At 40.0% G+C, this 14,402-nt stretch carries 17 protein-coding genes; 7 read left to right on the top strand and 10 right to left on the bottom strand.

Annotated features, from left to right (window positions below):
• Positions 1-2 precede the first annotated feature (2 nt).
• On the top strand, positions 3-902 hold the full coding sequence (locus ACOI22_RS05050) for a hypothetical protein (RefSeq protein ID WP_420670841.1): 900 nt from the start codon (positions 3-5) through the stop codon (positions 900-902).
• Positions 903-1,002: 100 nt separating this feature from the next.
• Here ACOI22_RS05050 and ACOI22_RS05045 read toward each other — a convergent pair whose 3' ends face one another.
• Entirely contained in the window at positions 1,003-1,587 is a 585-nt protein-coding gene (locus ACOI22_RS05045; protein ID WP_420670839.1) for a Fe-Mn family superoxide dismutase, read from the bottom strand.
• A gap of 295 nt (positions 1,588-1,882) precedes the next feature.
• On the opposite strand from ACOI22_RS05045, the gene ACOI22_RS05040 reads away from it, so the two are divergent.
• Positions 1,883-2,212: a Grx4 family monothiol glutaredoxin gene (locus ACOI22_RS05040; RefSeq protein ID WP_420670837.1), complete on the top strand. Its 330-nt coding sequence runs from the start codon at positions 1,883-1,885 to the stop codon at positions 2,210-2,212.
• Positions 2,213-2,281: 69 nt separating this feature from the next.
• Here the strand turns inward: ACOI22_RS05040 and ACOI22_RS05035 are convergent, their stop codons facing one another.
• A complete protein-coding gene (locus tag ACOI22_RS05035) occupies positions 2,282-2,476 on the bottom strand; it encodes a bacterioferritin-associated ferredoxin (RefSeq protein ID WP_420670835.1) in 195 nt (64 codons plus the stop codon).
• A 108-nt stretch (positions 2,477-2,584) separates the two neighbouring features.
• Positions 2,585-3,220, bottom strand: coding sequence for a ribonuclease T (gene rnt, locus ACOI22_RS05030; RefSeq protein WP_420670833.1), 636 nt, complete (start codon positions 3,218-3,220; stop codon positions 2,585-2,587).
• Positions 3,221-3,335: 115 nt separating this feature from the next.
• On the opposite strand from rnt, the gene ACOI22_RS05025 reads away from it, so the two are divergent.
• The gene (locus tag ACOI22_RS05025; RefSeq protein ID WP_420670831.1) at positions 3,336-4,202 is read left to right on the top strand and encodes a flagellar protein MotY; all 867 of its coding nucleotides are present in this window, start codon (positions 3,336-3,338) and stop codon (positions 4,200-4,202) included.
• Position 4,203: 1 nt separating this feature from the next.
• Here ACOI22_RS05025 and glpQ read toward each other — a convergent pair whose 3' ends face one another.
• The 5 genes from glpQ to ACOI22_RS05000 all read right to left on the bottom strand — a co-directional run bounded on the left by glpQ (position 4,204) and on the right by ACOI22_RS05000 (position 8,137).
• Positions 4,204-5,160, bottom strand: coding sequence for a glycerophosphodiester phosphodiesterase (glpQ, locus tag ACOI22_RS05020; RefSeq protein ID WP_420670829.1), 957 nt, complete (start codon positions 5,158-5,160; stop codon positions 4,204-4,206).
• 94 nt (positions 5,161-5,254) lie between these two features.
• Positions 5,255-5,776: a GAF domain-containing protein gene (locus ACOI22_RS05015; protein ID WP_420670827.1), complete on the bottom strand. Its 522-nt coding sequence runs from the start codon at positions 5,774-5,776 to the stop codon at positions 5,255-5,257.
• 95 nt (positions 5,777-5,871) lie between these two features.
• Positions 5,872-6,525: an isoprenoid biosynthesis glyoxalase ElbB gene (elbB, locus tag ACOI22_RS05010; RefSeq protein ID WP_420670825.1), complete on the bottom strand. Its 654-nt coding sequence runs from the start codon at positions 6,523-6,525 to the stop codon at positions 5,872-5,874.
• Positions 6,526-6,661: 136 nt separating this feature from the next.
• Positions 6,662-6,895 (bottom strand): DUF2789 domain-containing protein, encoded by a 234-nt coding sequence (locus ACOI22_RS05005; protein WP_420670823.1) that lies wholly within the window; start codon positions 6,893-6,895, stop codon positions 6,662-6,664.
• Between the two features lie 69 nt (positions 6,896-6,964).
• Positions 6,965-8,137 carry an MFS transporter gene (locus ACOI22_RS05000; RefSeq protein WP_420670821.1) on the bottom strand — a complete coding sequence of 391 codons (1,173 nt, stop codon included), beginning with the start codon at positions 8,135-8,137 and terminating at the stop codon, positions 6,965-6,967.
• A 140-nt stretch (positions 8,138-8,277) separates the two neighbouring features.
• Here ACOI22_RS05000 and ACOI22_RS04995 point away from each other — a divergent pair, with 140 nt between their 5' ends.
• Positions 8,278-9,159 (top strand): LysR family transcriptional regulator, encoded by an 882-nt coding sequence (locus ACOI22_RS04995; RefSeq protein WP_420670819.1) that lies wholly within the window; start codon positions 8,278-8,280, stop codon positions 9,157-9,159.
• A gap of 95 nt (positions 9,160-9,254) precedes the next feature.
• On the opposite strand, the gene ACOI22_RS04990 is transcribed toward ACOI22_RS04995, so the two are convergent.
• Positions 9,255-10,400, bottom strand: coding sequence for an ATP-binding protein (locus tag ACOI22_RS04990; protein ID WP_420670817.1), 1,146 nt, complete (start codon positions 10,398-10,400; stop codon positions 9,255-9,257).
• A gap of 196 nt (positions 10,401-10,596) precedes the next feature.
• Positions 10,597-11,475 (bottom strand): AraC family transcriptional regulator, encoded by an 879-nt coding sequence (locus tag ACOI22_RS04985; RefSeq protein WP_420670815.1) that lies wholly within the window; start codon positions 11,473-11,475, stop codon positions 10,597-10,599.
• A 170-nt stretch (positions 11,476-11,645) separates the two neighbouring features.
• On the opposite strand from ACOI22_RS04985, the gene ACOI22_RS04980 reads away from it, so the two are divergent.
• From ACOI22_RS04980 to ACOI22_RS04970, 3 genes are all read left to right on the top strand, one after another.
• On the top strand, positions 11,646-12,590 hold the full coding sequence (locus tag ACOI22_RS04980; protein WP_420670813.1) for an SDR family oxidoreductase: 945 nt from the start codon (positions 11,646-11,648) through the stop codon (positions 12,588-12,590).
• A gap of 73 nt (positions 12,591-12,663) precedes the next feature.
• Positions 12,664-12,786, top strand: coding sequence for a hypothetical protein (locus tag ACOI22_RS04975; RefSeq protein ID WP_420670811.1), 123 nt, complete (start codon positions 12,664-12,666; stop codon positions 12,784-12,786).
• A gap of 527 nt (positions 12,787-13,313) precedes the next feature.
• The gene (locus ACOI22_RS04970; RefSeq protein WP_420670809.1) at positions 13,314-14,378 is read left to right on the top strand and encodes a TonB-dependent receptor plug domain-containing protein; all 1,065 of its coding nucleotides are present in this window, start codon (positions 13,314-13,316) and stop codon (positions 14,376-14,378) included.
• Positions 14,379-14,402 lie beyond the last annotated feature (24 nt).

The following is a 14,402-nucleotide window of genomic DNA, read 5'->3' as shown; positions in this document are numbered from 1 at the left end:
TTATGAAAAAAGTCATTACTTCCTTTGGATTTATTTCGCTATTGTTCATGCAAACGTCTGTATTTGCACAAGACGCGAGTGATTTATATTTAGGAAAGTTGCAAACTGAAAATAAAGTTGAAATAAGTGATTTAGTGCGCATTACTGACACTGATGCCTATACTAATCAACCTTACTTTTTTACTAATGAAAATTTGTTTTATACACAAATGATTAGTAGCGAAGAGCAAATGGATGTTTTTTCGTTTTCAATCGCCACGGGTGAGCATAAAAACTTATCGCAGAGCCCGCAAAGTGAATATTCGCCCACGCCTATGCCGAATCAAGATTTATTTTCTGTTATTCGCGTAAATGAGAGTGGCTTACAAGAACTTTGGGCCCTTAACATGCAAGGTAAAGCGCTTACGCATTTAGCCAGTAAAATTGAGCCTGTTGGCTACCATGTTTGGCTTAATGAACAGAGTTTACTTTTATTTGTGCTAGGTGAACCACATACCCTGCAATTAGCGGCCGCAAACGACCCTAAACAAGCGGCCAAATTAATAGATAGTAATATTGGTGCCAGTTTAGTTCGTTATAAGCACAGCAATTGGTATTTGTATTCACGAACAAGTGAAGAAGGACATTGGCTAAAGGCTTATAACCAAGAAACAGGCAAAACCCGCCGAGTTGCGCAGTTGCCTGCTAACACTGACTATTACGCACTAAGCCCTTCAGGTTATGCATTTACCAGTGATGGAAGTAATGTATATGCGCGTAAAATTATAGAACAAAACAACAAATTACAACCTTTTGAAAAGTGGGAAGCTATTTCTATAAATGAAAAGGCTTGCCAAGAGGGGGTATCTAGAATCGCTATATCACCCGATGAAAGTATGATTGCAATGGTGTGCCCGAGATAACTTAAGTTAGACGCTTTTAAACATTAGGCAATAAAAAACGCGAATCTTCATAAGAAGTTCGCGTTTTTTTATTACTAACGGCTGTTAGTTAACAAAAAGCTTAGCTAGCAAAGTTGCTTGATGCAAATTCCCAGTTAGCTAATGCCCAAAAACCTTCTAGGTAGTTAGGACGAACGTTACGGTAATCAATGTAGTAAGCATGTTCCCATAAATCTACAGTAATTAGCGGAGTAACGCCTTCTTGCGTAATAGGTGTGCCAGCATTGCTAGTATTAACAATATCTAAGCTTCCGTCAGCTGTTTTTACTAACCAAGTCCAGCTAGAGCCGAAGTTGTTAACTGCCTTATCATTGAAAGCGGCTTTAAAGTCTGCAAACGAACCCCATTTGGCGTTAATTGCATCAGCAAGTGCGCCAGTAGGTTCGCCGCCAGCATCTGGCGCTAGGCTGTTCCAATAAAAAGTATGGTTCCAAATTTGTGCAGCGTTATTAAATACGCCGCCGTCACTAGATTTAACAATCTCTTCTAAAGATTTGTTTTCTAAATCAGTGCCTTCAATTAGTCCATTTAATTTAGTCACGTAAGTTGCATGGTGCTTACCGTGGTGGAAATCTAATGTTTCAGCAGAAATGTGCGGTTCTAAAGCTGTTTTTTCGTAAGGTAACGCAGGTAATTCAAAAGCCATGTATATTCTCCATGTGTTATGTATTAAATGTCAGTCTATAAAATGAGGATGAATCCAGATTTTTAAACCCTAAGTCTGATCTTATTTTGGGTTTAAAATTACAGTAGTCTTAACTCATTCTACTATTGTGCCGATCTGGATCACTATTAAGTATATAGTGCCTATAAGATATTACATAAGACATAAACAATATGATATAGCGTAATTACAACTATTAGGTGCGTTATACCCTTGAATTTTGTAATATGTACCCAATATTTACATCCATATTTCATTTTTTAAAGACGAGCGCACCATGGAAACTATAGATAAAATTAAAGAGCAAATTAGTGAAAACCCAATCTTACTTTACATGAAAGGCTCGCCTAAGTTGCCTTCATGCGGGTTTTCGTCGCAAGCATCACAGGCTTTGATGTCATGTAATGAACAATTTGCATATGTTGATATTCTGCAGAACCCTGATATTCGCGCCGAATTACCTAAATATGCAGATTGGCCGACTTTCCCACAACTTTGGGTTGACGGCGAATTAGTAGGCGGCTGTGACATTATTATGGAAATGTTCCAGCAGGGCGAACTACAAGAATTGATTAAAGAAAGTGCGGCTAAAAATAAGCCGGAGTAAGAAACTCAAACATAAAAAAAACCGAACACATGTTCGGTTTTTTTATGTCTGATATTTATTCAGAGAAAATTAGCAAACTTCTTTAAACAAGCTTTCATCAATAATGGTCATATCAATGATGTCTTGTGCCATATTCACACAGCTGCCACATTGAGAGCCCACACCAAGCTGTTTTTTAAGCTCACGCATGTTGCCTACACCGTTCTCGCGAACAGCTTCTTCAATTTGCTTATCGGTAATTCCGTGGCATACACATACAAACATGAATACTTACACTCAACTCAATTAACTCTATTGCAAATGATAATAATTGTTGTTTAGGTTTAAGGCAAGTGTTTTTACTTATTTATTTTTAAAATATACGTATAAATTTTATTCACTTTGTTCAAGCGGCCAACCACCAAGGCTTTGGTAACGATTTACCATATAGCAAAATAATTCAGCGGTTTTTTGCGTGTCGTATAAAGCAGAGTGCGCTTGTGATTGCTGAAAATCTATTTTAGCCGCTTCACATGCTTTTACTAATACAGTCTGCCCCAGCGTAAGGGCCGCTAATGAGGTGGTGTCAAATGACACAAAAGGGTGGAAGGGCGTGCGTTTAATGCCTTGTCGTTCAATAGCTGCATTTACAAAGCTTTGATCAAACGTCGCGTTGTGCGCCACAATCACGCTGCGCTGACAGTCTGCTTGTTTTTGTAGTTTTCGAATGTGCTTGCATAAATCTTTCATCACTTCGCTTTCTTCTTTAGCACCGCGCAGCGCACAGAAGGGGTCAATTCCATTAAATTCAATGGCCGCTTTTTCAATGTTGGCATCCTCAAATGGCACAACATGTTCGTGAAAACATTCATCAGGCGTGAGCATTCCATGTTCGTCCATCTTTAGCGTAATTGCCGCAATTTCAAGAAGTGCATCGCTTTGGGCATTGAAGCCTGCGGTTTCTACATCAATAATTACGGGGAAATAGCCACGAAAACGCTGATTTAACTGAGGGGGTGTTGCAGACATAACTTCACTTATTTATTTTGATTTATTTAACGCCTAATAGTATGCATGAGATAGCATTTGATGGCTAAACCTTTTACAGAAAAAGCCGATAAAAGAGGCGTTAAAGGGGCAAACTATGTTGAAAACAATTATTTTGGCGGTAGGCGTGTTGATAAGCTCAGCATCACAGGCTGGCATGCGGACGTATTCTGCACCGGTAGAAACGTCTATGTGGGAAATTAGCCAGCAAACAAGGCTCATTTGTGAACTTGAGCACAATATTCCAGGCTACGGCCGTGCGTCGTTCATAACCGAGGCATCTAAACAGCTTAATTTAGAATTTAACTTAGACATGGTGCGTTTGCCAAGCCGTTTTGATACCGCTAGCGTTTACTCTACCCCTCCAACTTGGATGACCGGCGCAATGCAGCGCAAGTTAGGCACCATGGATATTCGCAAACAATATGATGGTGATTTACCCGAAGCCACCGCGTGGGATATGTTAACGGAGTTGGAGAAAGGTTACTGGCCAACTATTCACTATCAAGATTGGCTAAACAGCCAAGATTCGGTTGCGGTTTCGTTAAACGCTAGTAATTTCAGCCCTGAGTATCACCAATTTAACGCCTGCGTAGATAATTTGTTGCGCTATAGCTTTGATGATATTGCCTATACCGTGCTTTCTTATAAAAAGAACTCAAGCGAACTAAGCAAATATTCGCAAAGCCGCCTTGATATGATTGGCGAGTACTTAAAAGAAGATATTGACCTAGAGCTAGTGCTGGTTGACGGTTACACCGATAGTTACGGCGGTAGCTGGTTGAATGAACAACTTTCGATAAAACGAGCTAGCGAAATTAAGGATTTTTTCGCTAGCATGGGCGTAAACCCTGAACGAATAGAAGTGACAGGGCATGGAGAAAAACGACACTCTTCACCTAATGACAACACACTTGAACGGGAAAAGAACAGGCGTGTTGTTATTCGAATGAGTAAGCCTTGATTTAATCTTTTGTTTGCATAAAAGGCATGATGTGATCAGTAAATAGTCCATCAATGCCGTGTTTCTTTAAGGCAGTAAAGAGCTCTTCAGCTTTTTTCTCGTTATTTATTACGTCCATTCTAAACGTATAAGGATGGACTTTTAAACCGGCTTGCTTTGCCATACTTGTTAAATCGCTAAAACCCTCTTCAGAAATAATTTGTGGTAGCCACGGGCCAATAGCCGCCGCATATTTAGCTATTTCTCGTAAACCTTCTTCTGTTTGCATCCGCGTATAATCAGCGCTTGATTCCCCCCAATCATTGCTCCCTATAAGTTGGACAAGCGGTACTTTTATTTTAAGCGTATCTTTTAAATACTGTAGGCTAGTGGGTTCAAAGCTTTGCACAAAAATACGAGACTGCGCATTGTTCAGCTCTAAAGAATTAAGTGTTTTAACCAGTACGTCTGCAATATTTTTATTTTCAGCCAAATGCCATTCAGGTGCTTTAATTTCAGGGTAAAAGCCGGTATTTGTTCCGAACATGCGGTTAAGTTCGCCAATTAGCTCTACCATTTCACTAAAAGTAGCAATGGTGAAATTAGCCGAGCCTGTATAGCGCGACGCAAAAACACGTTTGTGTTCACTACTTTCTCGCTCATGAATGCGTAATTGACGAAGCTCATCTAAGGTAAAGTCAATCGCGTAATAGCGACCATCTTCTCGAGCTCGCTGCGGGAATACTTGCTCAACATTCGTAACTGTTTCGATATGAATGTCATGCAGCACAACAAGGTGATTATCTTTCGTTAGTACTAAGTCTTGTTCTATATAATCAGCACCTTGCATGTACGCCATTACGGTTGCTTCTTTGGTGTGTTCAGGTAAGTATCCTGATGCACCCCGGTGCGCAATGATATCGATTGACCAAGATAAATGATGTATGGTGAGTAAAGTGAATAAAGCAATTAAGCGCACACAAAAGTCCTTATTGATTCGTTTTGAAAAGAATAGCGGTAAAAAATGACAGAATAGTGAAATTACATGAGCGTGGTTCAGATAAATTTATGACTTATTCAAAAATGTAACCTTCAATTAATACTTTCTCAGCGGCTGCGCCGAAACGTTTCAGTGCCGCAATATCTTCATCTGAAAAGGTGCGAGGTTTATCAAATAAAACACAAAAGGTACCTACTTCATATCCATTGGCTGTATGTAAAATGCTACCTGCGTAGGCAAGAATGTAAGGGGGGCCGGTAACAAGAGGATTGTTGGCAAAACGCTCGTCAGCCAGTGAGTCAGGCACAATTAAATATTCTTCTTCCGCAATAGCATAGGTACAAAATGAGATGTTTCTAGGTGTTTGCTTTGCATCAAGCCCTTGCTTAGATTTAAACCACTGCCGGTCTTCTGCTACTAAACTGATTAAACACGATTTACTATTAAAGTAAGCTTGCGCCTCTAATGTTATGGCATCAAGTAGCTTATCTTGAGGCGTATCAAGAATATTCATGTTTTTAAGCGCTTGTAAGCGCTCGGCTTCATACGGAAGCAAAGGTGGAAGTGGCAATATATAATCTCTTGTTAAGGGCATTTATTGATAGCCTGCAAGGTAGAAGTAAATTGGGTGAATGTCAATCAAAGAGTTCAACTATCCGGCAGTGCTGAATAGTTGAACCGTAAAATAGTTTACGCACATAATTGCATGACTTTATTTACAAGTTTACTAATACCTGCATCGGCTTCGCTGATTGAATTTGCAAGCATGTAAGCTGGAGTAGTTACCAAATTGTTAGCTTCATCATAGCTTATGTCGTCAACTGCGCACTCACAGTGTGAAGCTCCCATTTGTTCAATGGCACTCGCAGTTTCACTATCATTCCCAATGGTGACCTTAGAACCACTGCCATATACGTGAGCAACAATAGCGGGGGCAATGCACATGTAACCCGCTGGCTTCTTTAATGTAGAGAATTCTTTTAAGGCATTAAGCGTGCTAGCATCTACTTCGCATTTTGCGCCATTCACTGCAAAATCAGATAAGTTTTTAGCCGCACCAAAACCGCCTGGCAAAATTACCGCATCAAAGTCTTTGGCATGTAACTGTGAAACTGGTTTTATATTGCCCCTAGAAATTCTTGACGCTTCAATCATGACATTACGAGTTTCTTGCATTTCTTCGCCAGTAGTATGGTCAAGTACATGCATTTGCGGGATATCAGGGGCGAAACACTCATAAGAGGCGCCAGCTTTAGCAATGTGCAACATGGTGAGCACCGCTTCTTGTATTTCGCTGCCGTCAAAAACACCGCAACCTGAGAGTACTAAAGCAATCTTTTTCATTTCTAACTTACTCCAATATTATTAATTGAATGGGGGGTATATAAAATGAGTATAGTTAGGTCAGGCTTAGCAGGAAAGCCTAAAGCGATAAAATTTAACGTAAATCGCTTGTAGGCTACTTTTGAATGAAATATATCTATTTGTGCAGTCTAAGATTAAGTTGGTCAATGACTTCTGCCCAATCTGCATCTTCTTTAATCGCGCCTTGTAGAAATGCGGCTTGGCTGTTTGACCAAAAGGGCGCCTCATGCAAATACTGACCTTTGTTTAAGCCCTTGTGTTCGGCAATGAATGTCTCTATTGCCTCATCGCTACTTCCAAGTCCTAATTGACCAAACAAATTCGTCATACTTACCTGTTCAATAAACATAAAATACTCCTTTGTATTAATTTTAGTCAATTATTGAAACGCGCATTATGAAGATTCAGATCACATAAACTAATTTAGCGCTTTTTCTTTTTTATCAAGCATGCCGCTATAACGAGTTAATATTAGTGCTATTAAAACAACAATGGCGCCAACCCAAGGGGTGTTCATTAAACCCTTGGTTTCTACTATAAGGCCGCCGCCCCAAGCGCCAATTGCGATGCCTACATTGAAGGCCGCTATGTTGAGCCCTGATGCAACGTCTACTGCGTCAGGTGTGTATTTTTCAGCTAGTTTTACTACATAGACCTGCAATCCGGGCACATTACCGAATGCAAATGCTCCCCACACAAGTATTGTCAAAACAGCTAAAACAGGATGATAAGCGGTAAAGTTCAACATGAGTAGAATTGCCGCTAAACCTAAAAATATAACTGTTAATGCTTTAATAGGCCCCCATTTGTCAGCCATTTTGCCTCCCCAAATGTTACCAACAGCAACCGATACACCATACACTAAGAGTATTAGCGCTACCGAGCTAGATTCAAAACCACTGATCTCGTTTAATATTGGAGCTAAATATGTGAAAGCGATAAATGTCCCACCATAACCAACTGCTGTAATGGCATACACTAGCAATAATCGAGGATGCCCTAGCACTTTAAATTGTGTTAGCAGTTTCGTTGGTTTTGCCTGTTTTAAATTACTAGGTACTAATATTGCGCTGCCAATCATGGCAAGGAAGCCTAAAATTGATACGGTAAGAAAAGTTGCTTCCCATCCAAATATTTGTCCTATATAAGTACCTAAAGGCACCCCAGTAACAAGGGCGACGGTTAGGCCTGTAAACATAATAGCAATGGCACTTGCGCCTTTTTCTTTAGGTACTAACCCTGTAGCGATAGTTGAGCCTATCGAAAAAAATACGCCGTGCGCTAAGCCTGTTAGTATGCGCGCAACTACAAGCGCCTCAAAACTAGGGGCTTGCCATGCCACTAGGTTCCCCAAAACAAATAAGCCCATTACGCTTAATAAAACGTGCTTTCTGTTCCATTTACTTGTTAAGGCTGTTAACACAGGCGCGCCTATTGCAACACCTAAAGCATAAAGGCTAACGAGCAAGCCTGCAGACGGTATTGAAACGTTTAAGTCTTCCGCCATAGTAGGCAAGAGTCCTACTATCACAAATTCAGTTGTTCCTATGGCAAAGGCACTGAGTGCTAATGCAAGTAATGCTAATGGCATTATAATCTCCAAATATTTTAATGTTAATTAAGCTACTAAACGCTTAGTTGTGTTTAGGACGCTCATATTAATGAATAAATATTTGTAATAAATGCTAGTATTAACAAAATACTTTTGTTGAAAATGGGGTTAATATGGGTTTGAAAACAAGATCTGATGACTTAGAACATCTACTTGCGGTGGTAGAGTATGGCGGATTTTCTGCCGCTGCTGATGCGCTTAATGTTCAAGTGGCTCGAATATCTCGCTCAGTAAGTAAAATTGAAAAAGTGCTTGGAGTTACATTGTTAGTGCGAACTACTCGGCGCGTTATGTTGACCGAAGAGGGAAAAACATTTACGAATACCGTTAACGCTGCGCTTCAACAAATTGCTAGCGCAGAAACCGAGACTCAAATTGAAGGCAATGTGCCTCAAGGCAAATTGCGAATAGATGCTGCTAGCCCATTTATTTTTCATCAAATAGCCCCGCACATAAACGCTTTTAACAAAATTTATCCTAAAGTTAAAGTTGAGCTTAATTCAAATGAAGGCATCGTTGATTTAATAGAAAAGCGTACCGACGTGGCTATCAGAATTGGTAAGTTAGAAGACTCCACATTACACGCCAACAATTTAGGTAAAAGCCCACTTTTTATTGTGGCAGCGCCAGAATATATCGCTAAAAACGGCTTACCGAAAACGCCTATTGACTTAAAAACTCATAGCTTGATAGGGTTCTCAAACATAAAAGCGTTAAATAAATGGCCAATAAAAGGCTTAGATACCATTGCGCCATCAATAAGTGCGAGTAACGGCGAAACTATTCGGCAATTAGCTTTGGCAGGTAACGGGGTAGCGTGCTTGTCAGGTTTTATGGTTAATAACGATATTAAAAACGGGCGCTTAATTAAATTGATAGATTCTTATAGAATACAAGACAGCGATAGAGAATTAATCAATGCGGTATTTTACAAGTCTTCATCAGTGTCTGAACGAGTAAATGCTTTCATTAACTTTATCAAACCAAAGTTATCTTTGTAGCTAAAATGCCTTTTGCTCCAAACAAACAACTCCTTTATGCAAGTAAATTTAAAACATTTTAAATCAATATTTTAGCGAAAGCTTTAGCGTGCTATTTATTTAGCCTTAGGTAATAAAATTGTAAAGGTCGCGCCTTCGCCTTCTGTACTGTCGGCAAAAATAACGCCGTTGTGATTCGTCACAATTTTATGGCATATTGCTAATCCAATACCGGTGCCTTCATATTCAGTGCGCCCATGTAAACGCTGAAAAATCTCAAAGATTTTTTCTTTATGGGATTCGTCAAACCCAATGCCATTATCAGAAATACAAATTTGCCAGAATGTGCTTTCTTTTGCATCTACGGTTTTAAATACTTCACTCAGTGTAATCGAAATTTCAGGCACGCAATTTACACGCACGTACTTTAAAGCATTTGACAAAATGTTTTGAAATAATTGCGTCATTTGCGATTCATTAGCCCGTATTTCGGGTAAATCGGGGCAGCTAATAATTGCGCGAGTTTCTACAATGCGCTCTGCAAAAGTATCTTTTACCACATTTAAGATACTATTCAGATTCACCTTGGCTTTTTTGGGATTAATTTTAGTGGCGCGTGAAAACCGTAAAAGGTCATCTATGAGCACTTGCATACGGGCTGATGCGTTGCGCATTCTAGAAATAAAGTCACGTCCTTTAGTGTCGAGTAATGCAGAGTAATTTGACTCAAGGCGATCACCAAAGGCCTGTATTTTTCTGAGCGGTTCTTGAAGGTCATGTGATGCTATGTAGGCAAAGCGTTCAAGTTCACCGTTAGCCTCTTCTAAGGCTTTTTGTTTTTTAATTAACTCTTGTTCTTGGCGTTTTAAATCAGATATATCTAAGAAGGTAACAATAAAGCCATCTAGGTTTTTGGCTGCGGTTATTTTAAACCAATCCTCAATATCGTCATAGTTGTAGTACAAGGTAGTTTCGTAAGGTAAACCGCTTTCTACAACGTTTTTATAAGCATCAAATAAGCCTGATTCCTTGTTACCCGGCAACGCGGTTAAAAGGGTTAGAGCGCTTAGCTCATCTACGTCTTTTTGGATAATTTGAGCCGCAACTTGGTTGACCATTTGAAAATTAAAATCAACTATTTGATTGTTTTCGTCACGGATGCTGGTAAATGCGATAATTCCGTGCAATGCACTGTTGAATATACGGTTCAGTAATAGTGAAAGAGATTCTGTATCAGGTTTTTCGTGAGCTAAGTGCTTCATAAATATGTCGAACTATACGAGGGTGATAGATAGTAACGAATAAATGAATGAACGCAAGTAAAGATCGCAGTTTAGTTTCAAGACTTACGAGGTTTGCAATTAACGCTATTGGGACAAGAAGGGATAAAGTAGCTCAGTTGATATTTGATGCAGTTGTGTCGCAACAATTTTAGACTGAGCAGTTATGCTAGGTTGCTTAAGGCGTTTTCGTCAGCCCCCATTGCTTAGGTGATAAACCATACATTCGTTTAAATTCTCGACTAAATTGGGAAGAGCTAGCGTACCCTACGTCCATCGCGGCAACGTTAACATTAGTTCCTTCAGTAATTTTCATCGCCGCCTGATTTAGACGCATTGACTTAACAAATTGGATAGGGGACATATTGGTTGCTTGTTTAAATTTTCGGTGGAATACGGCTCGGCTCATGCCTATTTGATCCGCTAACTCTTCAATGGTTACTGTTTCATTCAGGTGAGATGATAAATATTCAATTGAACGCGCAATTTCATTACCCACACCAAAGGCTCGTCTTAATGAATAACCTGCTTCTCCTTTTAACAATGCGTAATAAAGTTCTCGCAATCGACTTTTCTCGAGAATGGCTAAGTCAGTAGCGTTTTCCTGCAATAATAACAATTGATATAAAGCCTGGGTAAAATCCTCATTCCATGTTGATGTTGATAATCCTTGGTTATTCTGCCCCTGTTTTGCTACACGAGTAGCGCCACTGGCACTTTCTATCTCGATAGCAAGGTCGGTCATAAGTCGAGTATCTAGGGTGATATATACACCAATGAGTGGGTTTTCTGGTGTGGTGGTGGGGGCGCCAGTTTCTATTGGCATTGACATGGTGCAGCAAATATATTGGCTGTTGTCGTATAAATGTTTCTTGCCATTCCAAATCGCTTCTTTACCACCGCGCACAATTGCTGTCACTGAGGGTTCGTAAACTGCAGGTGCGCACTCAATGGTATCGGTCAATTTAAACAATTGTACACCTTTTATTTCCGTTTCTATCATGCCATTGGAGCTGACTTTTTGGTCGATAAGTTGTTCGATACTTTGTTTGTTCATCGCCATGTCTTCCTCAGTTATTAAGGGGTTAAACTAACATTCGAAGTGAGCATTCTCAATGTGTCGATACAAATAGGCATGTTTTAGCGAGCATTTAGCCTATTTATATAGCTTTTGTGAGTTTATAGTGCGCATATTGAAAATGGTTGATGAATTTAAGTAGGTAAACAATGGCGAATAAAAATCAATTTGGTCTTAAAGGTTGGACTCCTGAGCGTCTTAGCTCTCTAGCTGGGAAAACTTTCCTGATCACCGGCGCTAATGCTGGGGCCGGATTTCAGGCTTCCCGTATTCTTTTATCAAAAGGAGCAAAGGTGGTGATGTTAAATCGCAACCCCAGTAAATCTGAAGCAGCAATAGCTGAGCTTAATAAAGAGTTTGGTCAATCAGCACAGGTGAGCTATATCACGATGGACTTAGCTGAATTAGCTTCGGTTCGCCAAGCTGCATCAGAAATATTAGATTCGGTATCACAAATTGATGCACTCATATGTAATGCTGCTATTGCGCAAATTGCTGAGTTACAGTTTACGGTAGACGGTTTTGAAAGTCAGCTAGGTGTAAACCATTACGGTCATTTTTTACTTGCTGGTTTGTTGTTCGAGCGGATTGAGCAGTCTAAAGGGCGAATAGTTGTGGTATCGAGTGAAGGTCATAAAATGGGGTTAAGAACCATTCAGTTTAACGATATGAACTGGCAAAACAACTACCATGCAAATAAAGTTTATAGTCATAGTAAACTTGCACAAATGATGTTTGCCTATAAGTTGCAAGATAAAATTAAGCAACAGGGTAAACAGCTTGAGGTGTATGTTTGTCATCCTGGAGCATCAAATACCTCTTTGATCCGAAGTAGTGCCAGTTTAGCGACTCGACTATCTTGGAAAGTAATGGTGAAGTTAGGGCTAGCGCAGAGCGCTGAGAAAGGGGCTTATCCTGAAGTTATGTGTGCAACAGAAAACACATTGAAACAACGTGCCTATTATGGACCTACAGGCTTGATGAATTTTGGTGGTCCTGTTGGAGAATGTGAATTGGGGGAATTCGTTTTAGACGATGAGGTCGCCTCTCGATTGTGGACCGTGTCTGAACAGGCAACCTCTTTTAAATGGTAATTTTATAGTATCTATAATTATGAAGGTGGCTCGATAAATTATGAAAGCGCTCCTTATTATAGTAGGGATTATTATGACCACGACCGCACCGGCAACAGAAGCTAACAACACAATAGATATTTCAAAAGCAACTAAGCTTCAGGACGATAGCAATGTAACAAGAGGTTTTATGCCCAGAGATGATGCCAATAACTGAGTAAAATCTGGCCCTCTTTATAATTGGCACGACGTTTCTGATTGCCTATCTTCTTGATTGGCAAGTTTCGGGCTGTTCTTGCCTCTTTGTGACGCAGTAACTTAAGCTCTTAGATTACTGTTTGGCGCAAACAGCCTAATAAAACCGGTAGAGCTTGAGTCGCGGCGGTGGAATTATAGCCGCTAGCTTGCCAATAAAATCGATTGGATCGAAGAATACATGGGTGGTGCCACCCAGTACGTTTTAGTAAATCGCACCTTGCATCATCGCTAGACGAATCTAAAATCCTGTCTAAAAGCCGAAACAAACATAGAACTTTAATTATTAACACAACACAAGCTAATACTTTGCAAGTAATCCTAGAGAGAAAACTGGGGTCTCCAGTTTTCTTTACTATTGCTATGCTCGCGGAAAGCTTTAATAAAACTATTGACTACATTCTGCTATACGTTTGTTGATATCTTGGTGGGAAATTAATTCTACTGTCCAAGCAGTTGGCCTTTAACTTCAATGTTCGCGCTTCGGCTATGCGCCAAGAGCACGATCATGTTTATGGCATAGTTGAAGAAAATGATGTCCACGAAAGTTACCTACTTGAGTCGAGTGTCACAGGTTATAACGATAAAACAGCATGGCTTGTAGGCGTAGCTTATCAATCAGATCGTTTTAATTCAGAATATTTCTCAGAATTTAACTACAACTACCAAGTGCCTGGATTATTCTCTCAATTTGATTATGAAGCGACTGAAGATATCTCCATGTCACTTAGTGCGCGTAGTGATTGGCATAGCGAATACGGTACGCAGTTTAGCCCTCGGGTTTCTGTGTTATATAAACCTGAAAATTGGGTTATTCGAGGCTCTTACGGAGAAGGTTTCTTTGCCCCAACACCTTTTATAGAAGATATTGAAGATGTAGGTTTATCTCGCCTAGCACCACTTGATAATATTGAAGAAGAGCAAGCAACAACGGCGTCAATCGACATCAGTTATGTGATTGATAGTATTGAAACCAGTTTTACTTTATTCGCTTCTGACGTTGATAATGTCACTGAGCTTGAAGTCATTAATCCAACCGAAACAATGTCTGATAAACAAGTACGTTTGGTCAATGCTTCGGGACAAAGTGAAATTAGGGGAGCAGAACTTTTGCTTCGTTATCGCTGGCGAGATCTAAAATTAACAGGTAGTTATTTATACACCGACGCAACTAAGCTAAATGACACAGGCGCAGGTCAAGAGTCTCTTGCTCTAACACCGAAGCATTCAGCAGGCGCACTGATTATGTGGGAAGAGCACGGTAGTTATTTAGTAGGTTTTGAAGCTTATTACACTGGCACGCAGCGCTTAGAAGGTAACCCCTACCGTAGCCATAGCGATGCATACTGGCATTTAGGCTTACTTGGTCAAATAACCTTTGGCAAAGTGAGTTACTTCTTAAATGCAGAAAATCTACTTGATGTGCGTCAAACCAAAGACGAATCACTTTTATTACCAACACAAGAGCCAACTGGACGATGGACGACAGATATTTGGTCACGTAATGACGGCTTTACTGTCAACGCAGGTATTCGTGTTCAATTTGGTGATTAAATAGCGCTATATAGTAAAGTTTTA

It is taken from the genome of Glaciecola sp. 2405UD65-10, assembly GCF_048820975.1.
GTDB lineage: Bacteria > Pseudomonadota > Gammaproteobacteria > Enterobacterales > Alteromonadaceae > Glaciecola.
The sequence above is the reverse complement of the archived record's forward strand: the minus strand, read 5'-3'. Positions and strand labels throughout refer to the sequence as shown.

Bases quoted from the DNA above. Each gene is read 5' to 3' on its own strand.
- ACOI22_RS04980 (WP_420670813.1), top strand. From the start codon at position 11,646: ATGGCGAATAAAAATCAATTTGGTCTTAAAGGTTGGACTCCTGAGCGT.
- ACOI22_RS05025 (WP_420670831.1), top strand. From the start codon at position 3,336: ATGTTGAAAACAATTATTTTGGCGGTAGGCGTGTTGATAAGCTCAGCA.
- elbB (WP_420670825.1), bottom strand. From the start codon at position 6,525: ATGAAAAAGATTGCTTTAGTACTCTCAGGTTGCGGTGTTTTTGACGGC.
- ACOI22_RS05005 (WP_420670823.1), bottom strand. From the start codon at position 6,895: ATGTTTATTGAACAGGTAAGTATGACGAATTTGTTTGGTCAATTAGGA.
- ACOI22_RS05040 (WP_420670837.1), top strand. From the start codon at position 1,883: ATGGAAACTATAGATAAAATTAAAGAGCAAATTAGTGAAAACCCAATC.
- ACOI22_RS04985 (WP_420670815.1), bottom strand. From the start codon at position 11,475: ATGAACAAACAAAGTATCGAACAACTTATCGACCAAAAAGTCAGCTCC.
- rnt (WP_420670833.1), bottom strand. From the start codon at position 3,220: ATGTCTGCAACACCCCCTCAGTTAAATCAGCGTTTTCGTGGCTATTTC.
- ACOI22_RS04970 (WP_420670809.1), top strand. From the start codon at position 13,314: ATGCGCCAAGAGCACGATCATGTTTATGGCATAGTTGAAGAAAATGAT.
- ACOI22_RS05035 (WP_420670835.1), bottom strand. From the start codon at position 2,476: ATGTTTGTATGTGTATGCCACGGAATTACCGATAAGCAAATTGAAGAA.
- ACOI22_RS04990 (WP_420670817.1), bottom strand. From the start codon at position 10,400: ATGAAGCACTTAGCTCACGAAAAACCTGATACAGAATCTCTTTCACTA.
- ACOI22_RS04975 (WP_420670811.1), top strand. From the start codon at position 12,664: ATGACCACGACCGCACCGGCAACAGAAGCTAACAACACAATAGATATT.
- ACOI22_RS05045 (WP_420670839.1), bottom strand. From the start codon at position 1,587: ATGGCTTTTGAATTACCTGCGTTACCTTACGAAAAAACAGCTTTAGAA.
- ACOI22_RS05000 (WP_420670821.1), bottom strand. From the start codon at position 8,137: ATGCCATTAGCATTACTTGCATTAGCACTCAGTGCCTTTGCCATAGGA.
- ACOI22_RS05050 (WP_420670841.1), top strand. From the start codon at position 3: ATGAAAAAAGTCATTACTTCCTTTGGATTTATTTCGCTATTGTTCATG.
- ACOI22_RS05015 (WP_420670827.1), bottom strand. From the start codon at position 5,776: ATGCCCTTAACAAGAGATTATATATTGCCACTTCCACCTTTGCTTCCG.